21 protein-coding genes are annotated in these 23,932 nt (G+C 49.8%); 1 reads left to right on the forward strand and 20 read right to left on the reverse strand.

What is annotated here, in order from left to right; genetic code table 11:
• From BMW43_RS04955 to BMW43_RS04985, 7 genes are all read right to left on the reverse strand, one after another.
• A complete protein-coding gene (locus tag BMW43_RS04955) occupies positions 1-2,061 on the reverse strand; it encodes a DUF5693 family protein (RefSeq protein ID WP_091744389.1) in 2,061 nt (686 codons plus the stop codon).
• 115 nt (positions 2,062-2,176) lie between these two features.
• Positions 2,177-2,872: an LmeA family phospholipid-binding protein gene (locus tag BMW43_RS04960; protein WP_091744391.1), complete on the reverse strand. Its 696-nt coding sequence runs from the start codon at positions 2,870-2,872 to the stop codon at positions 2,177-2,179.
• A gap of 24 nt (positions 2,873-2,896) precedes the next feature.
• Positions 2,897-3,995 (reverse strand): peptide chain release factor 2 gene (gene prfB / locus BMW43_RS04965; protein WP_177173464.1). Its coding sequence is split into 2 segments (ribosomal slippage): positions 2,897-3,922 and positions 3,924-3,995, totalling 1,098 coding nucleotides; the frame shifts between segments, so codons are not numbered across the junction.
• A 176-nt stretch (positions 3,996-4,171) separates the two neighbouring features.
• A complete protein-coding gene (gene secA, locus BMW43_RS04970) occupies positions 4,172-6,706 on the reverse strand; it encodes a preprotein translocase subunit SecA (RefSeq protein ID WP_091744395.1) in 2,535 nt (844 codons plus the stop codon).
• 478 nt (positions 6,707-7,184) lie between these two features.
• Positions 7,185-7,880, reverse strand: a complete 696-nt coding sequence (locus tag BMW43_RS04975) for a cytochrome b/b6 domain-containing protein (protein WP_177173465.1) — start codon at positions 7,878-7,880, stop codon at positions 7,185-7,187.
• A gap of 12 nt (positions 7,881-7,892) precedes the next feature.
• Positions 7,893-8,204 carry an iron hydrogenase small subunit gene (locus BMW43_RS04980; protein ID WP_091744399.1) on the reverse strand — a complete coding sequence of 104 codons (312 nt, stop codon included), beginning with the start codon at positions 8,202-8,204 and terminating at the stop codon, positions 7,893-7,895.
• A 21-nt stretch (positions 8,205-8,225) separates the two neighbouring features.
• Positions 8,226-9,485, reverse strand: a complete 1,260-nt coding sequence (locus tag BMW43_RS04985; protein ID WP_091744401.1) for a [FeFe] hydrogenase, group A — start codon at positions 9,483-9,485, stop codon at positions 8,226-8,228.
• 176 nt (positions 9,486-9,661) lie between these two features.
• On the opposite strand from BMW43_RS04985, the gene BMW43_RS04990 reads away from it, so the two are divergent.
• Entirely contained in the window at positions 9,662-9,892 is a 231-nt protein-coding gene (locus tag BMW43_RS04990) for a hypothetical protein (protein ID WP_091744403.1), read from the forward strand.
• Positions 9,893-10,064: 172 nt separating this feature from the next.
• On the opposite strand, the gene hpf is transcribed toward BMW43_RS04990, so the two are convergent.
• From hpf to BMW43_RS05055, 13 genes are all read right to left on the reverse strand, one after another.
• Complete coding sequence (gene hpf, locus BMW43_RS04995) at positions 10,065-10,604, reverse strand: ribosome hibernation-promoting factor, HPF/YfiA family (protein WP_091744405.1); 540 nt, start codon at positions 10,602-10,604, stop codon at positions 10,065-10,067.
• Between the two features lie 83 nt (positions 10,605-10,687).
• Positions 10,688-11,497, reverse strand: a complete 810-nt coding sequence (locus BMW43_RS05000) for a polysaccharide deacetylase family protein (RefSeq protein ID WP_091744407.1) — start codon at positions 11,495-11,497, stop codon at positions 10,688-10,690.
• A gap of 399 nt (positions 11,498-11,896) precedes the next feature.
• Positions 11,897-12,094: a cold shock domain-containing protein gene (locus tag BMW43_RS05005; RefSeq protein ID WP_091744409.1), complete on the reverse strand. Its 198-nt coding sequence runs from the start codon at positions 12,092-12,094 to the stop codon at positions 11,897-11,899.
• 114 nt (positions 12,095-12,208) lie between these two features.
• Positions 12,209-12,928 (reverse strand): amino acid ABC transporter ATP-binding protein, encoded by a 720-nt coding sequence (locus BMW43_RS05010; protein ID WP_091744411.1) that lies wholly within the window; start codon positions 12,926-12,928, stop codon positions 12,209-12,211.
• On the reverse strand, positions 12,915-13,580 hold the full coding sequence (locus tag BMW43_RS05015; protein WP_091744412.1) for an amino acid ABC transporter permease: 666 nt from the start codon (positions 13,578-13,580) through the stop codon (positions 12,915-12,917). Before BMW43_RS05015 ends, BMW43_RS05010 begins: the two co-directional genes overlap by 14 nt.
• Before the next feature lie 174 nt (positions 13,581-13,754).
• Complete coding sequence (locus BMW43_RS05020) at positions 13,755-14,534, reverse strand: basic amino acid ABC transporter substrate-binding protein (RefSeq protein WP_091744414.1); 780 nt, start codon at positions 14,532-14,534, stop codon at positions 13,755-13,757.
• Positions 14,535-14,724: 190 nt separating this feature from the next.
• Positions 14,725-15,501 carry a basic amino acid ABC transporter substrate-binding protein gene (locus BMW43_RS05025; RefSeq protein ID WP_091744662.1) on the reverse strand — a complete coding sequence of 259 codons (777 nt, stop codon included), beginning with the start codon at positions 15,499-15,501 and terminating at the stop codon, positions 14,725-14,727.
• Positions 15,502-15,821: 320 nt separating this feature from the next.
• A complete protein-coding gene (locus BMW43_RS05030) occupies positions 15,822-16,118 on the reverse strand; it encodes a zinc-ribbon domain containing protein (RefSeq protein ID WP_091744416.1) in 297 nt (98 codons plus the stop codon).
• A gap of 400 nt (positions 16,119-16,518) precedes the next feature.
• Complete coding sequence (locus BMW43_RS05035; RefSeq protein ID WP_091744418.1) at positions 16,519-17,643, reverse strand: Gfo/Idh/MocA family protein; 1,125 nt, start codon at positions 17,641-17,643, stop codon at positions 16,519-16,521.
• A 15-nt stretch (positions 17,644-17,658) separates the two neighbouring features.
• Positions 17,659-18,969, reverse strand: a complete 1,311-nt coding sequence (locus tag BMW43_RS05040) for a nucleotide sugar dehydrogenase (RefSeq protein ID WP_091744420.1) — start codon at positions 18,967-18,969, stop codon at positions 17,659-17,661.
• Complete coding sequence (locus tag BMW43_RS05045) at positions 18,966-19,544, reverse strand: acyltransferase (RefSeq protein WP_091744422.1); 579 nt, start codon at positions 19,542-19,544, stop codon at positions 18,966-18,968. Before BMW43_RS05045 ends, BMW43_RS05040 begins: the two co-directional genes overlap by 4 nt.
• 5 nt (positions 19,545-19,549) lie before the next feature.
• A complete protein-coding gene (locus tag BMW43_RS05050; RefSeq protein ID WP_091744664.1) occupies positions 19,550-20,791 on the reverse strand; it encodes a DegT/DnrJ/EryC1/StrS family aminotransferase in 1,242 nt (413 codons plus the stop codon).
• A gap of 196 nt (positions 20,792-20,987) precedes the next feature.
• Positions 20,988-23,921 (reverse strand): bifunctional diguanylate cyclase/phosphodiesterase, encoded by a 2,934-nt coding sequence (locus tag BMW43_RS05055; RefSeq protein WP_091744424.1) that lies wholly within the window; start codon positions 23,919-23,921, stop codon positions 20,988-20,990.
• Positions 23,922-23,932 lie beyond the last annotated feature (11 nt).

The raw sequence follows: 23,932 nt of genomic DNA on the forward strand, positions 1-23,932 counted from the left end.
TTACTCATGTCCCGCAGGTCTCCTTCCCAGCACAAACAGCAGATAGTGAAGGACCTGTACGCCGATTAAGGCGGCGATCCCGCAGACAATTCCCATAAACAAACCATCCAGTCCCCGGATAAAGGACATGAAAATGGGCGTCCGCATATGAGCGAAGGTTTCAGCCAATGAGCCCTGGCCAATGGTGGCCACTACGACAAGAGAATAGCGCAGCGTCGACGGCCAACGCCGGCAAAAAGCCATGAGCAGCAAGTAAAAGGCCGGATGGCCAATCACAAATTCCTTGCCCCGCGGCCGGGCATACATGACCTGCTCCAAAAAGTAGCGTAGCTTCAATTCCAGTGCCGATACCGGTACGCCGGCCGTATGGCCCGACCGTCCGATATACACCCAGGCGGCAATCGCCACAAAGGCCGCTCCCAGTAAGGTTTTTAAATAGACAGGGTAGTTCAGTACTTTGCTGATTTGCCGTCCGATGCCGGCCCGGTCCAGCGGCAGTTGCTCTTCAAACAGGCTGTACCGGGTCAGGTACACCCAGGTAATCAACACTAACGGCGCCACGAAAATCAGCTTAACGCCCCGGAAAATCTCCATTTCCAATAAAAAGCGGACATCGGCCAGCACAGCACCGACAAACAGACCGCCCATAATGGATAGCAGCACGGTTACAGTCAGACCCACCGTTCCCAGTACCAGCATGCGGCCCAGCCCTGTTTTAGAACCCAGACTCTCGTTGGCTCGCCACCGGTCAAGCTGCCAAGTCATGGACAGCACAGGGAATAAAATGGCGCTCATAGTGGCCGTAGCCTGGCGGATCAACGTGCCACCGCCAGCCAGTACCGGCAGGCTCAATCCAATGGTAAGCAACGCCAGCAGCAAATATTGATACCGCGGCTTAAAAGGATAAACCAAAGTTAAAAACAGTACCCCGGCCGCCGTCGTGCCGAAAATCACCAACGCTAACAGCAACGCTGACGGGAAGTAAGGGGGGAAATAAGTAGCCGGCCCGATGGTAAAGCTGTTTTCCAGCAAGGCATCCCTGACACCGGCAACATAGTCCAGATTGGTTTCCACCAGTGTCTTACCCAGCTCCGGCTTTTCATAATTTCGCAGCAGATTGACCCGGATATTGCGCTCCTGGTCGGTCAATACCCAGCGGTGGATGGCTTCGTCCGGTTTTAACTTGGGCTGTTCGTCCTTGGGAATGACATATACCCGGGCTGACCGGTAGTGATTGGCGGCAGCCAACGGCAACAACCCGTCCTGTTTTAGAAACTGCAGCTGCAGCGGATGCTCAATCATGTCCAGCGTAAGCTGCTGTTCCTGCATCCGTTTTACCGTATGGGGCAGAAGATCCGGATAGCCCAGTACCTCATCGCCGACAAACATGAGCGAACTGACGCCGGGAATGTCCCGGAGACGGTCAAAAACGGCATCGACGTCGTCTTCCGTCACCTTATTATAGTTAGTAGGCCGGGCCACAACATAAAACCCATAGCCGGCCGCTTCTTTCATTTCGGCAGTCGACAGGCCTAAGTTCCACTTTTCCAGTTTTTCAAAGCTGGCTTTGACAGCTAGTACCGGGGCAGTGCCCTCTTCCAGCACAACAACCCGCTCCGGGCTCAGCCGGCGCAGGAGGTCACTCTTCACCTCGGCAAAGGTCAGGGGATCCTGACCCACAATGTACACATCCTCCGGTAAAATACGTCCCGCCTCAATAAAGTTCCGCCAGCGCGGATCATTCATCGAGCCCGTCCGGTACTGCTGGAGCAGTTGAGAGCCGGGCACAGCCAGGATTTTACCGCTTTTATTCAGCTTTTCCAGCGTGGTCTCGTATACGGCCAGCGAGGTAATCCCCGCATCCTTGAACTGGTGCATCAGCTCCGGCACAGGAACGCCTTCGATTTGCGCCAGCCCGGTAATATCCTCATAATCCATGACCAGCTCAACCCGCGAGTTGTTCTCCTCCAGGCCGTGACGCTGCCAGCCGATGGCCAGTGCTGCCAGGAAGCCGACAGCTATGCATAAAATAAGTAGTTTATTATATCTGTATTCCGTCAACAATCTCTCCACCTTTATCAAATAACTCCAAAAGAAACATAATATAAAATTCGTCTCCTGTCCAGGGGAACCCTCCTGCAGTACCTTGTCAGTCTTAATCCGTGCCGATAAGGTTCTAGCGAGGGCGATTATCCGTGTGGAGAGTCACTTTGCCATGCTCCATAACAATATCACGGACACCGACATTGAAGGGAAGCTTCTTTAAATCCACCAGCGGAATTTCCGCCAATACCGCACCGCCTAGGTTTCCAACCAGGTTGTTATTGAGTAAAAACCGTTCGGTAACAAACTTAATTTTCTGTCCGTCTCCGACAATTTTTCCATCCAGGGTGATGGCCAGGCTGGCAAAGCCGCCGATGGAAAAGCTGCTGCTTACCTGGACTTTTTCCGGCGTGATGGTAACAACGGCATTTTTTATGCCTTTAACCGATTGATTCAGATAGGCGGCCAGTTCTTCTGCCGTAATCACTGCCGACAGGTCGACCGTTCCCACCGATTGCAGCACGACCGCCCGGCGGCTCACCAGCGCCTCCATGTCCAGCCGCACATCGGTCAGTACAGCATGCAGCTCGCTAAAGGTTAGCTTGTCGGTTTTCGCCTGAACCGCATCCAGCGTAATTGTATCAAATCCGCCGCCCAGCATCAAGAGTGCCGGCCGTCGTTCTAAACGGGCCACCACCTGGCTGCTGTTAAGTACATCCATCAGGCCGTGCGAAACCGCCTGGGATAAAAGAGAAGGCAACAGCCATTCACCGGTCACAGCCAGCACCAGCAAAAGGCTCAGAATTATCGCTGCAAGGCGCTTGGACATAGACAAAAGCCCCCTTGTTATTCTTTACAAACCGCTCCGTAAATACGCTTCAATAAACAAATCCAGCTCGCCGTCCATGACAGCCTGGGTATTGCCTGTTTCCGTATTAGTCCGGTGGTCTTTCACCAGATTATAAGGATGGAACACATAGGATCTGATCTGGCTGCCCCATTCGATCGCCTGGTATTCGCCACCCAGTTCCGCTTTCTTAACGCTCTGCTTTTGCCGTTCCAGCTCAAACAGCTTAGCCCGCAAGAGGCGCATACACTGTTCGCGGTTCTGGATCTGGGACCGTTCGCTTTGGCACTGCACGACAACCCCTGTCGGCAAATGAGTCATCCGGACGGCCGAGTCGGTTTTATTGATGTGCTGGCCACCGGCACCGCCGGCCCGGAAGGTATCCACCCGCAGATCGACCGGATTGATGTTGATTTCTACCGTATCGTCCACTTCCGGCATGACATCGGCAGCAGCGAACGAAGTATGGCGGCGGCCGCTGGCATCAAACGGCGAGATCCGTACCAGCCGGTGCACGCCCTTTTCGGCTTTCAAATAACCATAGGCGTTGCGGCCGGAAATCAGCAGCGTAACGCTTTTAACCCCCGCTTCATCGCCGGCCAGAAAATCCATAGTTTCCACTTTGTAGCCATTCTTCTCGGCCCAACGCACATACATTCTGAGCAGCATCTGCACCCAGTCCTGGGCCTCGGTGCCACCCGCTCCGGCATGGAGTGTCAAAATGGCATTGTTGCCGTCATATTCACCGGACAGCATCAGGGAAAGCTCCAAATGTTCAATATCACGATTCAGCGCTTTGATTGTCTCTACCACATCGGGATAGACACTTTCGTCCTGTTCCTCCATGCCCAGCTGCCATAAAACCGACATGTCGCTATAACGGCTTTGCAAGTTCTCATACTGCCCCACGCTGTCTTTCAGGCCAGTCAATTGCTGCATGACCGTCTGGGCCTTTTCCGGCGTATCCCAAAAACCGGGAGCGCTGATCTGATTCTCCAGTTCGGCAATCCGGTCCTGTTTACCGGCTACGTCAAAGAGAAGCCCTCATTTCATCCAGTTTCTTGCCTAAATCCTGTATCTGTACCCGTAAATCTTCCAATAGCAAGTTATCTCAACTCCTGTAGCGCCTGCCGGGCAAGCCGGGCAGGGCCGCTAATAATAATTTATGTTTTTCGGCAACTCCGTTTAAAAGCGGCACAACCGCCTTTCCCCGCAAACGGGAAAAGACGGGCGGCAGCGCAGACTCCCACTACAGTTAAGTGGGAGCTTTTCGTTTAGCGGTTATTTACCGCAGCATTTTTTATATTTTTTGCCTGAACCGCAGGGGCACAGATCATTGCGTCCCACAGCGTCCTTAACAGCCTGCGGTTCATGGCCGGCCGATTCACCGGCTGACTCACCGGCCGATTTTACAGCCGAGATTTCTTCGTGGCTTTCATGAGCCTGCTGCAGATGGTCCTCCGGCTGGGTGACAATATTCACGCGATAGATGTATTTCACAATATCCTCCTGGATATTATCAATCATCTGCTGGAACATATCATAGGCCTCAATCTTATATTCGATCAGCGGATCGCGCTGGCCGTAAGCCCTGAGTCCGATACCCTCACGCAGCATATCCATGGCGTCCAGGTGCTCCATCCACTTGCTGTCCACCACTTTCAGCATGACCACTTTTTCCAGTTCCCGCATGTTGTCTTCGCCAAACAGGGCTTCCCGGGCATTGTAGGCATCGGTGGCTGTTTTGAGCAGTTCTTCCCGCAGCTCATCCCGGCTAAACTTGGCGAGATGTTCTTCCGTCAGAGTTCCCGGCGGGGCAAACAGACCTTCCATATATTCAATCAACCCGACATAGTCCCATTCTTCCGGGAAAAGCTTCTCGTCGGCATATAGCTCCATGCCCCGGTCGGCCAGCTTCTCAATCATGTGGAAAATATTTTCCCGCATGTTTTCACCGGTCAGAATCGAACGGCGCTGACCATAAATCACTTCGCGCTGCTGATTCATGACATCGTCATATTCGAGCACATGTTTCCGGATATCGAAGTTGCGGCCTTCCACTTTCTTCTGGGCCTGCTCAATCGATCTGGTGATCAGCGAATGCTCAATGGGCTCATCCTCTTCCATACCAAGCTTATCCATGATACCGGCGATGTTATCGGCCCCGAACAACCGCATCAGATCGTCCTCTAAGGACAGGTAGAAGCGGGATGAGCCGGGGTCGCCCTGACGACCGGCCCGGCCGCGGAGCTGATTATCAATGCGTCGGCTTTCATGGCGCTCAGTACCGATAATATGTAGGCCGCCCAGCTCGGGAACGCCCTCACCCAGCACGATATCGGTACCGCGGCCGGCCATATTGGTGGCGATGGTCACGGCATTGCGCTGTCCGGCCTGGACAATGATCTGCGCTTCCAGCTCATGATATTTGGCATTCAGCACATTATGGATGATGCCACGCCGCTTAAGCTGCTGGCTTAAGTCCTCCGATTGCTCAATGGAGGTGGTGCCGACCAGCACCGGCTGTCCTTTCGCGTTCAATTGGGCGATTTCTTCAATAACGGCCTTATACTTGGCCCGTTTCGTTTTATAGATCACATCCGGCAAATCCTGCCGGCTGACCGGCTTATTAGTCGGAATAACCAGCACATCCAGCCGGTAAATCTTACGGAACTCAGTTTCCTCCGTCTTGGCCGTACCGGTCATGCCGGCCAGCTTTTCATACATACGGAAGTAGTTCTGGAAGGTAATCGAGGCCAGCGTCTGACTTTCCCGCTCGATTTTCACGCCCTCCTTGGCCTCAATGGCCTGGTGCAGCCCGTCGGAGTAACGGCGGCCGAACATAAGCCGTCCGGTAAATTCGTCAACAATGACCACTTCCCCGTCCTTGACCACATAATCGCGGTCCCGCTTCATCAAGCCGTGAGCCTTCAGGGCCTGGTTGAAATGGTGGGAGTATTCAATGTTTTCACTTTCATACATATTTTTAATGTTTAACAGCTTTTCCGCCTTGGCAATACCGCTTTCGGTCGGCGCCACAGTATGGGCCTTTTCGTCAACAGTGTAATCTTCCGTTTCCTTTAATTTAGGCACTACCTTGGCCAGCACATAGTAAAGGTCGGTGGATTTTTCCCCCGGTCCGGAAATAATCAGCGGCGTCCGCGCCTCATCGACCAAAATGCTGTCCACTTCGTCGACAATGGCGTAATGGAGCGGCCGCTGTACCATTTGATCGGCATGGATAACCATGTTGTCCCGCAAATAGTCGAAACCGAATTCATTATTGGTACCATAGGTAATATCGGCGGCATAGGCAGCACGGCGCTGGGCAAAATCCAGTCCATGCACGATGAGTCCCACCGACAGTCCCAGGAAATTATAGACCTTGGCCATCCACTCGCTGTCGCGGCGGGCCAGATAATCATTGACCGTAACAACATGAACACCCTTACCGGTCAGCGCGTTTAAATACACCGGCAGCGTAGCCACCAGCGTCTTGCCTTCACCGGTACGCATTTCAGCGATGTTACCGCCATGAAGCGTAATGCCGCCCAACAGCTGGACGTCGAAATGACGCATACCCAATACCCGGCGGGACGCTTCCCGCACTACGGCAAAGGCTTCTGGCAGCAGATCGTCCAGGCTCTCGCCATCTTCCAGGCGCCGTTTGAATTCGCCGGTTTTCGCCGACAGTGAGGAATCACTCAGGCTCTGCAGCCCGGTTTCCAAACCATTGACCTGCTCCACATATTTCGTCATACGCTTAATTTCTCTTTCGTTATCATCACCAAAGATATTCTTAAGAAACTTAAACAATTATTACCAGCTCCTTATACAGCGCTTCCCTTATCTTTTTATGACAGTGGCAGTGATTTGTTCATTGCCATAGTGCGTCTATTATACAATACACGCTATTATAAAATTTTACCAGACTATTGACACTCTGTCAAAAACAGACTGGCTGTTTTCTATCCATTAATTTATTTTTTCTAATAAACCTCATGCTTATTATATACCGCTATAGGCCATCCGATGAAAATAATTTAGCCTAGTACCTTGTCAATCCTAAAACTGTAAGAATAATGGCGCGGCTATTTTTCGCGAGACAAGGCGGAGGAAGGGGGCATAACGTTAGTATGCCGACTGACGACAACGAAGGCTTGCAGAAAATAGACCGTCAGTATTCACAGATTAGGGTTGATAAGGTACTAATGTTTATTGGTAAACTACAGCTTTACAGACAAGCCCTAACAATAAGAAAGGCAGCTTAGCTATCGCTAAACCGCCAGGAAGATTAGGCTCCCTTTTCCATGGGTTCCTCTGTAGTTTTGCCCGTTACCCGTTCGATTTTGTGAGCCACCCACAGAGGATTGTGGTGTTTCACTTCAGAAAGCGGCTGGGTCCCGTCGCCAAACATAGCTTTAAATTCGCCCTGATTGTAGATGCCCAGAAACATATGCCCCACCAGGCAGGCCGTCATTGCCAACCCGATCCACAGATGACCGAATTCGACCCAATAGACAAACAGCTTGGGAAAAAAGGGAATAAACGAGTACAGCAGCCAGCCGCTAGCCGTCAGGAAGGCACCACCGACCAGCATAATTACTCCCATCAACTTCTGACCCGAATTCAGCTTATCCATCGGCATCACCGGTACTTCCCGGCCGAGTAGAATTTTGTGAAGATAGCCGCCACCAATTTTCAGCCACTCCAGATCATGACGGCTCCAGGACAAGACCAGCCGAAAAAAGGCCACAATGCGGTCAAAACCGGTAAACATAAACGTAAAGGCCGATATAGTCAGAATGGCCGCACTGACAATATGAATCCGCATGGCCAAATTGACAAATTCCTCACTGCCGGGCTTCTGCCAGATAATCAGGCCGGTTATGGCTGCCGGCAAAAAACCGATCACCAGACCCCAGTGAAACAGCCGCGACGGCCAGCGATGTTTTAATACCCGGGCATGTTCTTCCTTATGATGGTTCACCACACTTCCCCCCTATACCAATTTAGCCCGGTCAATATACCGGGTATGAAAGAGTTCTTCCGCTAAAGGCCCCAGCGGCTTACCGGCAAACTTGTCATACATATTGGTCAGCGCCTGGTTGTTATGGCTTTGCCGTACCTTGGCCTTTACATCATCCTTATACAGTCCCTGGGTGCGCAGTTTGATATATTTGCTCCGGTCCTGCACCAAATCGGTGACCACATAGGCACCGCTCCACAGAAATGCACTGGCCACACCGGTGGCGGCCAGAAACTCCCGCCGCGTTATTTTTACCGTTTTTTCCACATAATCATACCGTGCCATCGTAACACCTTCTCCTTCAGCTTAGGTCCAGGGCAACAAGGCCCGATACTTGTCTATCCAGGAAGTTCCCATCGGGTTGATCGGCTGTCCGCCGCCATTGATGCAACCGCCGGGACAGTTCATAACCTCAATGAAATGGTAAGGCGAGGTTCCCGCCGCCACCGCCTCGGCAACCGGCCGAAGATTAGCTTTGATACCATGGACGACAGCTACCTTAAGATGGATGTCCTTGCCGGTCTTGGCATCAGTCAGTACCACTTCCGCCTCCTTGACGCCCTGCAGGCCGCGGACCGGCGTATACTCCAGATTGGTCATTTCCTTGCCGGTAATAACAAAGGAGGCGGTCCGTAGTGCCGCCTCCATAACGCCCCCGGTCACACCAAATATAGCACCTGCGCCGCTATACTGTGCCAGGGGATTATCTTCATCGGACCACTCTGTTATTGCCGCGAAGTCAATATGCAATTTACGGAACAACCGTGCCAAATCCCTTGTTGTCAGTACGGTATCAACATCGGGATATTCTGAAGTGGCGCCTTGTGTTTGCCAATAGTCGGCGGCACTGTGAAATTCCGGACGGGATGCTTCGAATTTTTTCGCCGTACAGGGCATGATGCCTACTACATACATGTTATCAGGTTTAACCTGCCAGATATCTCTGGCCCCGTAGGTTTTGGCGACCGCCCCGGCCATCATCAGCGGTGATTTGGCTGACGAAAGGTGCGGTAAGATTTCAGGATAATTCAGTTCGGTAAACCGCACCCAGGCCGGACAACAGGAGGTAAACTGGGGCAGCGGCCCCAAGGGATGCTCCGACGGTTCGCCCAGTACCTGTTGGCGAATCTTGGCCACCAGTTCCATGCCTTCTTCCATGATGGTGTTATCGGCAGCGAAGTTGGTGTCAATCACTTTGAAGCCGGCCTGTTTCATAGCGCCATAAAGTTTCTCCGTCGCCAGTGTGCCGGGAGGCATTCCGAATTCCTCACCGATAGCCACTCTGACCGACGGCGCATTGGAGGCCACCACTGTCACCGCCGGGTCCCTCAGCTTGGCGATGACCGTATCTACCGGGTCCACCAGATCCTGGATGGCCCCGAAGGGACAGTTGATCAAACATTGTCCACAGGAAATACAGGTTTCATTATTGACATGATGCGTCGTGCCGTACTTACCCTCAATGGAATTGGTCGGGCAAAACTGCTTGCACGAATCGCATCCCTTACATTTTTTACGGTCAATCTGAATGATCTCCGTATGTTCACTTTTCTGAAATCCAGTCACTGGCAGGCCCCCCGTTTAAATACATCCAAATTTGGCTATACTAGTATAGAATTGTATTATTGCGACCCGTTTTCCATATTGTAAAAACAAAATTTTGAATACAATATACACACATGTATTTTATCACAATTTGACGCACCCAATAAAGAAAAAAATGCATAAAGGTGGTCTGTTTTATGAAAAAATTGGAGATGATCGGTCAGTTGGCGGATTTGAAAGAAATAGACTATAAAAACACTCTGTCCATCTCTGTCCTGCTGGAGCTGCTGATCGAAAAGAACCTAATCACCCGCCAGGACTTCGCCCAGAAGGCCCGGGAGCTGGAAGCCGCAACTTTGGCGGAAATCATTTTATCCCGCCGCAGTCAAACACCGGTAACCAGCAGTCCGTCACCGCTAAATCCTTAGGGCGTGTTTTTCAATAGGTGAACGACTAAAAAAATTTGCAAATTATCTGATAATTCCATAATAAACGCGATAAATCCCCGCCGGTTCCGAGTGGAACTGACGGGGATTTTTTATACTACCAGAAGGTACAGTCTCTTCCAATAATATGATTCAGTTGAGAACTGCTGATTTCTTAGAATTCCGGCTCAATCAAGCCGTATCTTCCGTCCTTGCGGCGGTAGATAACGTTGACTTCCTCGGTCTGCGCATTGCTGAACACATAGAAGTCGTGATTAATCAGATTCATCTGCAGAATGGCTTCTTCCACATTCATCGGTTTCACGGCAAAACGTTTGGTTTTCACTACCTTAAGTTCTTCGTGTTCCACCGCGTCCGGTACCGCCGGAGCTGCTGCTGCAAATTCGCCTTTGAAGATTCCGCCACGCAGTTTGCGGGCCAGTTTAGTTTTATATTTTTCAATTTGTTTTTCTAATTTTTCAATTACCAGATCAATCGAGGCATACATATCGGCGGTGGCTTCTTCTCCTCTGAGCAACATGCCGTTAATCGGCACGGTCACTTCCACGATATGACGTCCCTTTTCCACAGTGAGGACAACAGTAATTTCACCTAGTGTTTCAAAATACTTCGTCACTTTACCGACACGTTTCGCTACGTACTCTTTTAAGGCCGGCGTAATTTCAATGTTTTTACCTCGTACATTTATTGCCATTTACCCCATCCCCTTTCCTGAGTCATATAAGTAGTATTCCCCATTGATGGAAAAATTCCTGTCGGAAAACTCTGGATTGCACATTATTTTTGTTGTTCCTTGGGAAGCTCCTCACTGTAGTCGAATAAGGAGGCTTTAGGCTGGTTGGCAATCAACCGGGCTAGAATGGTGTCAAAATCGGTCGACTTAAAAATAGGAATGCGTCGCAAAAGGTATAGGTTATCCCGGTCCGGGTGATTCAGCCCGGTCAGTACGGTAAATGCCCCCTGATAGCCGGCCGCCTGAGTCGCCTGGTATACAGGCAGATCGTAAAAACCGCCAGGGTAGGCTAGAAAACCGGCCGGTTGACGGGTTAACCGTTCTATTGTCCGTTTACTGCCGCCCAGTTCCCGGGCCAGCGACTTTTTGTCCAGTCTGGTCAAGTCAGGATGAGTCATGGTATGAGCGGCGATGTTCCAGCCTTGCTTATTCATGTCACGAATTTGGACGGCAGACAAGCGGTCAGGCTTGTCAACATTAACGCCAACCATAAACAATACGGCCTGAAAGCCATATTTCTGCAGCAGTGGCGCCGCCTCGGTGTAGTTATCCTCATAGCCGTCATCGAAGGTAATCAGCAGCGGCTTCTCCGGCAGCTTGACCGGCTGGTGCCGCATATAGGCGTAGAAGGCATCCAGCGAGATGGTGGTAAACCCGGCAGCTTTCAGCTTTGCCAACTGCTCATCAAACGCGGCAGGCGAAACACCCAGTTCCGGATCCTCGCCGGGCACGCGTTCAATATGATGGTAGAGCAGGATAGGAATACCGTTTTGGTACGCTGCCAGAGCCGTACCGGTAAAAAAAATAAGTGCTACACATAACAACAAACCCATTTGCAAAGTTCGCTTCAACAATCTCTCCAGCTCCTTTATCCGAGTGATCCACAAACTCTAAAGCTACAATATCCTTACGGATTTTTTGCCGCAAAGCTCTGGTGTCGTCGGCTTACCGCTATTGATAGCCGAGTCTCACCATCTTGCCTTGAGCAAAATCTCCGTAAATTTAACCTGCGCTTTTAAAGTTGGCGAACTACCAGTACTTTATCAGTCTTAATCCAGTAAATACTGACGGTATATTTTCCCCATCACTTCGTTGTCGTCAGTCAGCATACTCTCGGTATACCTTCTTTCTCCGCCTTGTGCTGCGAAAAATAGCCTGGCCATTATTCCACCGTTTTTAAGGCTGACAAACTACTAGTAAAAATTAATAAACCCGGCATGTAAAAACATGCCGGGTATTGGTTAACAAGAAAATTATGCTTTAAGAACGTTAGCCGCTTGAGGTCCGCGAGCTCCGTCTACAATATCAAACTCAACTTGTTGACCTTCGGCCAAGGTTTTAAAGCCCTGGTCTTGAATAGCAGAAAAATGAACGAAAACGTCGCCGCCATCTTCTCTTTCGATGAAGCCATAGCCTTTTTCTGCACTAAACCATTTAACTTTACCAATCATTGTGAAACTCCTCCTAAAATAAACTACAGGTCTCTTTGACCACAGGATGAATTATAACATAGATGGTTATATCTGTCAATAAGCTAGGCCAATAAGGCCAATTTCTTTCAGAAATTACAAAATCTTCGATAAAAAGGTTTTAGTACGCTCTTCCTTAGCACCGTTAAAAAAGGCCTCCGGCGTGCCTTCTTCCACAATCCGGCCTTCGTCCATGAAGATAACCCGGTCACCGACTTCACGGGCAAAGCCCATTTCATGGGTAACCACCACCATAGTCATTCCCTCACGGGCCAGCGCCTTCATAACGTCCAGCACCTCATTGATCATTTCCGGATCCAGCGCCGAGGTCGGCTCGTCGAATAGCATGACCTTCGGGCGCATGGCCAGCGCTCGGGCAATCGCCACCCGCTGCTGCTGTCCGCCGGAAAGCTGCTCCGGATAGGCATCGGCTTTGTCCGCCAGACCCACTTTAACCAAGAGATCCAGCGCAATTTGCCGGGCATCTTCTTTGGCCGTCTTACGTACCTTAACCGGCGCCAGCATAATATTTTCCAACACCGTCATATGGGGAAACAGGTTGAAGCGCTGAAACACCATGCCCACTTCTTCCCGCACCTTGTTGATGTTAGCCTCATTGGTCAAAGGGATTTTATCCACGATAATTTCGCCTTCCGTAGGCTGTTCCAAATAATTAATGCAGCGCAGCAGCGTGCTTTTACCGGAACCGCTGGGTCCGATAATCACAACCACTTCCCGTTCTTTTACGTGGGCGTCAATGCCCTTTAAAACGTGAAGCTTGCCGAATTTTTTATGCACCTGTTTAATGTTTATCATCAATCTTATACCTCCGCTCCAGATAATCCACCAGGCGGGAAATCGTCAGGGTCATAATTAAATAAATAAACGCCACTGTCAGCCAAATCTCAAACGAACCGTACGTGCGGGCAATAATCAGCTGGCCGCGGCGGGTTAATTCTTCAAAGCCGATTACGGAGACCAGGGAGGAGTCTTTCAGCATGGCAATAAACTCGTTGCCCAACGGCGGAATAATGCGCTTAAAAGCCTGCGGCAGGATAATGTAACGCATCGTCTGACCCCAGGTCATGCCCAGCGAGCGACCGGCTTCCATCTGTCCACGGTCGATCGACTGAATACCGGCCCGGAATATTTCCGCCACATAGGCCCCGCTGTTGATACTACAGGCCGTTATCGCCGCAACAAACGGGTCAATCCGCTGCCCTGCCACGATAGGCAGTGCAAAATAAATAATAAAAATCTGAACCAGTAACGGCGTTCCTCTGATAAAGTCAACATAAATCAAGGACAACGTCTTGACCGCCCAAATTTTCGACAGACGGGCCATGCCGACAAACATCCCGATGAAAAAACCAAAGCCGACACTGAGCAGGCTGATCTGCAGCGTTACGCCAGCCCCTAGCAACAGCAGCGGAAAGGAGTTTACCACCAAATTAAAATCAAAATTCATGTTCTCCACCCTTGCTCATCAATAATAAAAGTCCGTACTTTATGTACATTCTGCAATAAATTATATACATGTCCGTCAAAATGTGTCAATGCTTTTCTGTCCCTAAAACGCGCAAAAAGGCGCAATGGAAATAATTGCGCCTTTGCAATAAACAGCTCGTATTTTTTTCAATGATTACGGTTTTTTACCAAACCATTTTTCATAAATTTTGTCATACTCGCCATTCTGTTTCAGTTCATCCAACGCTTTGTTGATCTTATCAGCAAGCTCGGTGTTTTTCTTGGACATGGCTATACCATAATCCTCGGCAGTCAGCGGTTCACCGACCTGTTGGGCATCCTTGCTGCCGGTTTCTTTCATGAAATAATCATTGACCGGTTTATCATTGATCACAGCATCCACACCGCCGGCTTTTAATTCCATAAACGCTTCGGGGGGGGTATTGAATTCACGAACCTGCGCATTTTTTATCTTCTTGGCTTCTTCCGCCCCGGTCGTACCGATCTGAGCGCCAATCTTCTTACCTTCCAGGTCACCAAAGCCTTTAATTGTATTATTGCCTGTTTTAACCACAACGGTCAAACCGGATTTGTAATACGGTTTGGAGAAATTCACCTTTTGAGCCCGTTCCTCGGTGATCGTCATACCGGAAACAGCCACGTCGATATTGCCTGCCTCCAAAGCCGGAATCAAACCGTCAAAGCCCATGCTCTGAATTTCCACTTCCGCACCCATTTGTTTGCCGATCGCTCTGATCAGGTCCATATCGAAACCTACATAGTCCTTGCTCTTTTCATCCTGAAACTCAAACGGTGCAAAACTTGGCTCCGTTCCCACTTTTAAGACAGTAGCCTTGCCTTCGTTGGCCGCCGGCTTCTGTCCGCCGCAGCCAGCGAGACCGAACAGCGCCACCAAAGCAGCCACGACTAAATATACAATTGTTTTTTTAGACACATTGGTCCCTCCCGTTTCAATATTATGTAGAATTAAACGCTCACCACATAGTTATAATTATACAGGTTAATGTATATTTAGGCAAGACTTTTCCCGCAAAAAGACGCTACTTTTCTCTGTAGAATGGACTTTTCCTTTTTTCTCCTTTAATTAAAAAAAGCCCGGCACGTAGCCGGGCTCTCTCGAAATATTAGGATTTTGTACCAAACCATTTTTGATAGATTTTATCAAACTCGCCGTTTTTCTTGAGTTCATCAATAGCCTTATTGATTTTTTCAGCCAATTCGGTGTTCTTCTTGGCCACGGCAATGCCATAGTCTTCCGAAGTCAGTGGATCACCCACTTGTTTGGCGTCTTTACCGCCGGCTTCCTTGATGTAATAGTCATTAACCGGCCGGTCATTGATTACGGCATCTACACCGCCGGCTTTCAATTCCATGAACGCTTCAGGCGCCGTATTAAATTCGCGGATCTGAGCGTCTTTTACCTTCTTAGCTTCGTCAGCACCGGTCGTACCGATTTGTACGGCAATCTTCTTGCCTTCCAGATCTTTAAAGCCTTTGATAGCACTGTTGTCACTCTTTACAACAATCGTCAACCCTGATTTATAATAGGGTTTGCTGAAATTCACCTTCTGGGCGCGTTCTTCCGTAATGGTCATGGCGGAAATAGCGGCATCAATATTGCCTGCTTCCAAGGCCGGAATCAAACCGTCAAAGTTCATGCTCTGCACTTCTACCTTGGCTCCAATCTGTTTGCCAATAGCCTGGATTAATTCCATGTCAAAGCCGACATATTCCTTGCTCTTTTCATCCTGAAACTCAAATGGTGCGTAAGCAGTATCGGAGCCTACCTTTAACACGGTTTGCTTAGCCGGTTCCGCCGGCTTCTGGCCGCCACAGCCCGCAAGCCCTAAGGCCAGTACGAACATTCCTAACATCAAACCTGCAATCAATTTCTTCGACAAATCCATTCCCTCCCCCTAATTAGCGCCCTGTTGCTTGTCACACAAGTGCATACTATGATAATACATTTGTCCGTATTATTACGCAATCACTTTTTACGAAAAAAATGAATAAACCGGCATTATATTTCGAATACCGGTTTACAACATTACAACTATCACAAAATCAACTAGGTCAATTTGTTTCTTTCTAACAATTAACCATCCATATTTCACCTTCATAATAGAAGATTTTTATAGGACATCGGCAAACACGAATCCCACCGGCTAAAAGCCATAATATAAAAAGCCCGGCTGCTATAGCCGGGCGTAATGTCGTTAGATTAATATGATTTCTTTGCGTTAAAGCAATCGCGGCAGTAAATAGGACGATCATTGCGAGGTTTAAACGGTACTTTTGTAGTTACACCGCATTCTGCACATACGGCTTCATGCATTTCCCGTTGAGCTCCTTGGCTTTCGCCGCCTTCGCGGCTTCTTTTCTTCGCATCGCGGCAATCGCGGCAACGCGCCGGTTCATTTTCAAACCCTTTTTCTGCATAAAACTCTTGTTCACCGGTCGTAAAGATAAAGTCACACCCACAGTCCTTGCATTTTAGAGTTTTGTCCTGGAACGCCATTAGAGATATCCCCTCACCCTTTTGTTTTTTAAAGCCGCACACCTTATGCAGGCTCTGTAAAAAGCTCTTGCTTAGCCGACCTGGTCTTTGACCCCACACTCGCCTGCCGGAAGGTTCGCTACTAGGAATTCAATCCCCTCACTACTACTCCTCTCGGATAAAGCATGAAACGGTGAGAGTGAGTACTCACCTGCCTCCCAGCTTTCATCCGGCAGGTCTTACCCCTAAGCCGCACCATGCTCAGAGCTTATTTAAACTCCTTACGTGGATCGTTTCGCCTGCGACTGGCATCGACTTTCAACCACAGACCTAAGCAAGAGATCTTTACCTACGATTATAGATTCCATAGCGCAAAAAAGCAAGGGAAAATATTGAATCTAACTAAATTTTAGGAACATTCTTAAAGTTTAGGCAAACTTCCCTTCATGGCAGCACAAACCAGTTGTTCACGCTGAGAACCGTAGGTAACGGCCCTTCCCTGCTGAGCTGCCCGATAAGCATGCAGGATAATGGCCATGCCTTTTTTACCTTCCGCACCATTAACCAGTGGCTCCCGGCCGGTATGAATGCTGTCGATCATATCGGCATACAACGGCGCATGGCCCCAGCCATAGACACTCTCAATCTGTTTATTGCACGCAGCCTGCACCTGGGCCAAATCATCCAGTCCATCGGCAAACTGCCAGACCTTCACCTCATTAAGCGCCGCCCCACCAATCACGACAGTACCTTTTTCTCCCAGCACCGTCAGTGTTTCTTCCAAATTGCGGGGATACACGCAGACAGTACCCTCCACATTGCCGATTGCGCCGTTTTGAAAACGGATCTGAATGCTGCCATAATCCTCAGCTTCAATATAGGGGTGAATATAGTTGCCGAGCATAGCCTGTATTTCCTGCATATCACCACCCAGCATCCATTGCAGCAGATCAATATTATGGATGCACTGGTTCATCAGACAACCGCCGTCCTGGTCATAAGTTCCCCGCCAGGGTGCCTGTTCGTAATAGCCTTGGTTGCGGTTCCACAATATCCGGGCATTGCCGGCGATAATCCGGCCAAAACGGCCGGCTTCCACCGCCTGACGCAGCTTCTGCACCGGCAGATTGAAGCGATTTTGATGGGACACGCAAAGTTTGACGCCTTTCGCGGCAGCAGTGGCAATCATCCTGTCGGCATCAGACACCGACAGGGCCATCGGTTTTTCCACAATGACATGCTTGCCTGCTTCCAGGGCGGCTAACGCCTGCTCAGCGTGTTTCCCCGATTCGGTGGCGATCACCACCACATCCATCGGACACTCTGCCAACAGTTGCCGATAATCGGTATATACCGCAGGCAAGGCTGGCTGCTTTTCTTCCTGTCGCAGGGCCGTTACATACTCGCCGGCTTTGTTTTCCGCCCGATCAACCAGTTCGTCACACACCGCGGTCAGTACGGCCTGCAGTTCATTCTTCACCAATGCCTCAATATGCTTGTAAGAAATCCGGCCACAGCCAACAACGGCAAAGCTTAGCTTTTCCATAGTATCCTTCCCATCCTATAATCTCTCAATATTGTCCCGTTCCATCACAGCTTTAAAGGCATTTTTAGTATCAAAGATCAGGGCAGCATGGCTCTGAATGAAGTCATAATCAAAGCCGGTATGCATGGTAGTAAGCAACACCAAATCGGCAGCTTGCAAATTCTTCGCCGTCAGCTCCGTAGATTGATAGTCTTTCCCTTTGTAAGTAAAGCTGGCAACATAAGGATCGTGATAAACGACATTGGCCCCGTACCGTTCCAGCAGAGCGATCACATCCAGCGCCGGCGACTGGCGGCAGTCATCAATGTCCTGCTTATAAGCCACACCTAATACCAGAATACGGGCATTCTTTAAAGCCTTGCCGGAGCGGTTCAGCAGCTTCATGCTACGCTCCAGCACAAATTCCGGCATGTAATTGTTTATTTCTCCCGCCGTTTCGATCAGGCGGGTATGATAGCCGTATTCCCGGGCCTTCCAGGTCAGATAAAACGGGTCGATCGGTATGCAGTGCCCGCCGACGCCCGGCCCCGGATAAAAGGCCTGAAAGCCGTAGGGTTTGCTTCTGGCGGCGTCAATGACCTCCCAAACGTCAATCCCCATCTTATGGCAGAGAATAGCCATTTCATTGGCTAAACCGATATTGATATTCCGGTAAGTGTTTTCCAGAATCTTTTCCATCTCCGCCACGGCCGGACTGGAAACGCGGTGGACTTTCCCTTCCAAAATGCTTTCATAAAGTGCCGCAGCCACTTCGGTGCAAGCTGGGGTAATCCCGCCAACCACCTTCGGAGTGTTCTTGGTATTATAGAATTGATTGCCCGGATCAACCCGTTCCGGCGAAAAGGCCAGAAAAATATCCTCCCCGACAATCAACCCGGACTCCTCCAGCAGCGGCTTTACCACTTCCTCCGTCGTACCGGGATAGGTAGTGCTTTCCAGAACAATCAGCATGCCGGGATGCAGGTATTCGGCCAAGGCCGCCGTGGACTGCACCACATAGGAAATGTCGGGCTGCTGATAAATATCAAGCGGCGTAGGGACACAAATAGCCACACAATCAACTTCCCGGATAAAAGAAAAGTCCCTGGTGGCCTTCAGCTTGCCCGCCTTTACCACCTGGCGCAGCTCATCAGGCACAATATCACCAATATAGTTTTCGCCCCGGTTGACCATGTCCACTTTCTGGTCCTGTACATCGAAGCCAATGGTAGTATAGCCGGCCTTTGCCTTTTCCACTGCCAACGGCAGTCCTACATAGCCTAAGCCGATTACCCCTAAATGAGCTGTTTTTTCTTTAATTTTAGTCAATATACTTTGCTTTTTCATATACTCACTTCTTTCACACAGCCCGCTTCCAGGTGATATTGTGCACCACAAGCCTGGCAGACTGCCGTTGTTTCTTGAAAGGAAAGTTTTTCGCCACACTGGCAAACCCAGCCTCGCTGCCTGGCCGGATTGCCAACCAAGAGAGCATAGTCGGGAACATCTTTGGTGACTACCGCACCAGCGCCGATAAAGGCGTACCGTCCGATCCGGTGACCACAGACAATGGTCGCATTGGCTCCGATAGAGGCACCGCGGCAAAGCAAAGTTTCCTTATATTCAGCCCTACGACTGACATGACTGCGCGGGTTAATCACATTGGTGAACACACAGGAAGGCCCGAGGAACACATCATCTTCACAAACCACCCCGGTATACACCGACACATTATTTTGAATCTTTACGTTGTTCCCCAATACGACTTCCGGCGAGATCACCACATTCTGTCCAATATTGCAGTTTTCACCAATCACCGAATTAGCCATGACGTGAGTGAAATGCCATATCTTTGTGCCACTGCCGATCCGGCAGGGCTGATCTACATAGCTGGACTCATGTACAAAATAATTCTGTTCCATTCTCTTTACCTCTCCGTATAAAATTGTCTAATTGCCGCGATAACGTAGTCTTGCTGCTCCACTGTCATTTCCGGGAACAAGGGCAGCGCCATCGTCCGCTGACTAAGCCACTCACTGACAGGCAGATCGCCTGGCTTGTAGCCAAGCTTGTACCGCCCCATTTGGTATACCTTTTGCAGATGCAAAGGAACCGGATAATAAATGCCTGTAGCAATGCCTTTACTTTGTAAAAATGCCGCCAAACCATCCCGTTCCTCGCAGACAACCACATACAGGTGATATACTGACTCTGCCTGCGGCAAGCTCTGTTGGGGGACGACTTTAGCCAATAGCCCGCAGTCTTCCAACAAGGAAGTATAGCGCCGGCTAAGCTGACACCGCCGGTCGTTCCATTGCCGCAGCTTTTCCAGCTTGACAGTCAGAATAGCTGCCTGCAAGGCATCCAACCGGCTATTCATTCCGATCAGAAAATTAAAATACTTAGTCGGGTCATAAACGGTAGCGTCCGTCTGATTTTGCCGTTCAAGTCCCAAGTCAACCGTTTCACCCGTTAAAAGTTCATAGGCCGCTTTACCGCTCATCCCGCTGCCATGTACCCGTAAAGCCCTTACAATCTGGGCCAGCTCCGAATTATTCGTTGTCATCATGCCGCCATCGCCAAAGGCACCTAAATTCTTGGTGGGATAGAAGGAAAAGGCGGCCGCATCGCCCAAGGAACCGACGGCCTTTACCGTCCCGTCCGCCAGCGTGTAGCTGGCACCTACCGCCTGACAGGCATCCTCAATCACTTTCAGTTTATGTTGTCGGGCTATTTGCAGAAGCGGTTCCATATCTACAGGCTGACCAAAAATATGTACCGGCAAAATGGCTTTTGTCTTGGCTGTTATTTTTTCCGCTACCCGGTTGGTATCCAGGTTAAACGTTTCACGATCCACATCGGCAAAAACGGGGATAGCTCCTACCCGTGAAATACTCTCGGCTGTGGCAAAAAAGGTAAACGGCGTCGTAATCACTTCATCGCCGGCTCCGATTCCCATCGCTTCCAAGATAAGCACCAGCGCGTCGGTGCCGCTGTTGCAGGCAATGGCCTGCTCCGTACCGGCCAGACCGGCAAACTGCTGTTCCAGATTTTGCACTTCCTTCCCCATGATAAAAGACGTGCTATCCAGCAAGGCCACAATCTTGTCCAGTACCTGCGGTTTAATAGCCTGCGTCTGCTGCTGTAAATCCACTAACGGTATGCGCATCTTATCAAAAGCTCCTTTATTTAACCGGCCCATACTGCCGAGCATTTCCTATTGAGTCATAATTCGACTTTTTTATGGTAATTCCTTGATACCCCCGTTTATTATATCGAACAATCTATCCTTCCTGTTAAATGGCAAAACCAGGAGCATCACGCTCCCGGTTGGTTGCTGTACATTCCTTTCCTCCGGCTGCCCATCAAATCAGTTCGTACACTTTAGCCTGGTCTACGGGTTTGCTGATCAGATACCCCTGCACCTTATCACAGCACAACTGTTTAAGAAATTGCCGTTGCTCCTCGGTTTCCACGCCTTCAGCCACCACCGTCAACTGCAGCCGGTGAGCCAAGGCTACCATGGTTTCCACAATGGCGGCCTGTTTATTGCTTTCCATAGCACCGGCCAGAAAAGAACGGTCAATTTTAATGATATCAATCGGTAACTCCGTTAAGTAATGCAACGAACTATAGCCGGTACCAAAATCGTCCAGTGAAATTTGTACTCCTATCGACCGTAACGCCCGCAGCTTAGGAATGGCCACAGAAAAGTTCTCAATTAATAGCGTCTCCACAATCTCCAATTCCAAATAACGGCTGGGAAAAGCCGTTTCGGATAAAACCAGAGCTACTTGATCAACAAAATCAGCCTGCAGCAGTTCCTTCACCGATACGTTAACCGCCAGGTTAAGCTCCTTTCCATTGTCCAGCAACTCTTTGCCAAACTGGCAGGCGGCGCGCAGCACCCATTGTCCCATATCGACAATCAGCCCGCTCTCTTCGGCTACCGACATAAACTGATCGGGAAAGGCAAGTCCCCGTTCAGGATGCTGCCAGCGAACCAGTGCTTCCAGGCCTACCGCCGTACCTGTCACCAAATCAACAATAGGCTGATAGTGAAGTACCAGATGATTGTTGGCAATTGCCTCGCGCAGACCTTTTTCCATGTATAAGCGGGCCAGCATCTGCTGTTCAAAACGTTCCTGAAACCACTGATAGCAGGATTTCCCCTTCCGCTTAGCCTGATGGAGAGCGATATCGGCACTTCGCATTAATTTATCAGGCTGATTGCCATCTTGAGGATACAGGGCAATCCCGACACTGGAAGTCACCATAAAATAGTTATCATCAGCACCAAAAGGCTGATCAATTGCCTGGGTTATCTGCTTGGCCAGCGACTCCACTACGGCGGGTTTCACAATGCCTTTCAGCAAGATAATAAATTCATCGCCGCCCAGCCGGGCCACAAAATGCTCCCCGGCAATCACCTGGAGCTGCCGGGCCACATCGACCAGCAGCCGGTCACCTTGCGCATAGCCGAAGGAATCATTGACCAATTTAAAGTTATCTAAATCAATAAATAAGATGGCCCCTTGAGCTGCTTGCTGCTTTGTCTCAGCCGCCAGTTGCTCCACAATAGCCACCCGGTTGGGCAAACCGGTCAAGGAATCATAATAGGCCATATGCTGAATCTGCAATTCCCGCATTTTGTGCTCGGTGATATTGGTGAACGAGCCCGCCATGCGTACAGCCGTTCCGTTCTCATCAAATAAGGCCTTACCGCGGGCCATAACCCACAAATTCTGCCCCCGTTTGTCCTTAATCCGGTATTCACAAAGATACACGGCAGTTTGCCCGGCTAGATGCTCCCGTAAGCAGGCATCGGCCTGGGCCAGGTCATTAGGATGAATGCTTTGCCACCATAGCTTAGCCACGTCCACATCCTCCTCAACCGACCAGGGCAATTGATCCAGCCAGCGTTTGGAGATAACCATCTGATTTGTCCGGATATCCCAGTCCCAAATCGCATCATTGGCACCTTCCGTAGCCAAACGATAACGTTCTTCACTTTTCTCAATTTTCTTTTGTTTATCCCACAACTCTTCAAACTGGGCCCGCAGTTCCTCTTCCGTGCTGGTAAGCTGCTCAAATAAGCCAGCCAGCTCTTCGTTGCTCTTCTTTAGCTCTTCTTCGGCCTGATAGCGTTCTTTTTGCATGACATCCATGGCCTGAGCCACTTCACCGATTTCATCCTCCCGTCGCAGAATAACCGACGACAGTGTTGCGATAAAATTACCCTTCTGTAATTCTTTCAAATGAGCCACAATTTCATCCAACGGCCTGGTCAGGAAACGGGTAATGAAGGGGATCGTCCAAACCATTAAAATGAGCAACAGCAAAACAGCCAGACTGATATTAATAGCAACCTGCCGATTTTTAGCCATTAGCTCGGCTTTATCGGTAACGGTCGCCAGCTTCCACCCTGTATCCGGGGAGGTCTGGAAGTGAATGAGCACGTCTCTACCCTGCATGGTTGTTGCAAAGAACCCCTCCCGGTCTCTGACCAGGCGGTGCCAGTCATAATCCCGGTCTTCCTCACCCAAACGGGTTCCAATATCCAGCTTCGAGATATGCTGAAAATGCATATCAGGATTAGGATGGGTCAGGATAATTCCGTCTTGAGTAAACAAAAACAATGGGTTTTGATTGTTTTTGTTGGACTCTCCCACAAATTCGGATAGCTGGGTCAGACTTATGTCAATTCCCATAACTCCAATAAGCTGTCCCTGTTCATTGTTCACGGTCGTGGTGGTGCTAATGATAAAATTGTCACCGAGAAAAGAAGGATACGGCTCGGAAAGCATAACCTGTCCGGGGTTCTGCAACGCTTGCTTATACCAGGGCCGGTACTTAGGATTATAGCCGGCTTTTCCCACTTTCTTTTGAGGCCACTGAAGATACCCGCCATCTTCGGTTCCCAGATAGACATAGGCCACATTCGGATGAGTCCAGGCATAGCGCTCAAATTCGGCAAAAATCCGGCTGGCCACCGTCCCATTCGGCTTGTTATAGCCAAGCACGACATCCTCCTGTTTATCGTAAAAAACCGGCAACTCATGCTCCCCCTGTCTTACCAATGGGTTCGCAGCAAACATCCGGGCATCCTCTTTCACGCTTTGCAGCATATTTACAATAAATTGATTGGCCTGGTCCACATCCTTGCCGGTAGTCAATTGCAGCTCATTTTCCAAAGACTTGGTAATATGCAAATAAGTACTGACACCAAAAATCAGTAAGGGTACCAGGGCGATCAGTAAAAAGCTTAAAAATAATTTTTCCCGTACCGTTTGAAACATAGACTTTCTCC

This window comes from Propionispora vibrioides (genome assembly GCF_900110485.1).
In the GTDB taxonomy this organism is placed as follows: Bacteria; Bacillota; Negativicutes; order Propionisporales; family Propionisporaceae; genus Propionispora; species Propionispora vibrioides.

What these genes read in the sequence shown, in the direction of transcription:
- BMW43_RS04980 (WP_091744399.1), bottom strand. Translation starts at nt 8,204, where the DNA reads ATGGCACGGTATGATTATGTGGAAAAAACGGTAAAAATAACGCGGCGG.
- BMW43_RS04990 (WP_091744403.1), top strand. Translation starts at nt 9,662, where the DNA reads ATGAAAAAATTGGAGATGATCGGTCAGTTGGCGGATTTGAAAGAAATA.
- BMW43_RS05015 (WP_091744412.1), bottom strand. Translation starts at nt 13,580, where the DNA reads ATGAATTTTGATTTTAATTTGGTGGTAAACTCCTTTCCGCTGCTGTTG.
- hpf (WP_091744405.1), bottom strand. Translation starts at nt 10,604, where the DNA reads ATGGCAATAAATGTACGAGGTAAAAACATTGAAATTACGCCGGCCTTA.
- BMW43_RS05030 (WP_091744416.1), bottom strand. Translation starts at nt 16,118, where the DNA reads ATGGCGTTCCAGGACAAAACTCTAAAATGCAAGGACTGTGGGTGTGAC.
- BMW43_RS05040 (WP_091744420.1), bottom strand. Translation starts at nt 18,969, where the DNA reads ATGAAAAAGCAAAGTATATTGACTAAAATTAAAGAAAAAACAGCTCAT.
- BMW43_RS04960 (WP_091744391.1), bottom strand. Translation starts at nt 2,872, where the DNA reads ATGTCCAAGCGCCTTGCAGCGATAATTCTGAGCCTTTTGCTGGTGCTG.
- BMW43_RS05010 (WP_091744411.1), bottom strand. Translation starts at nt 12,928, where the DNA reads ATGATAAACATTAAACAGGTGCATAAAAAATTCGGCAAGCTTCACGTT.
- BMW43_RS05005 (WP_091744409.1), bottom strand. Translation starts at nt 12,094, where the DNA reads ATGATTGGTAAAGTTAAATGGTTTAGTGCAGAAAAAGGCTATGGCTTC.
- BMW43_RS05055 (WP_091744424.1), bottom strand. Translation starts at nt 23,921, where the DNA reads ATGTTTCAAACGGTACGGGAAAAATTATTTTTAAGCTTTTTACTGATC.
- BMW43_RS05035 (WP_091744418.1), bottom strand. Translation starts at nt 17,643, where the DNA reads ATGGAAAAGCTAAGCTTTGCCGTTGTTGGCTGTGGCCGGATTTCTTAC.
- BMW43_RS05050 (WP_091744664.1), bottom strand. Translation starts at nt 20,791, where the DNA reads ATGCGCATACCGTTAGTGGATTTACAGCAGCAGACGCAGGCTATTAAA.
- BMW43_RS05045 (WP_091744422.1), bottom strand. Translation starts at nt 19,544, where the DNA reads ATGGAACAGAATTATTTTGTACATGAGTCCAGCTATGTAGATCAGCCC.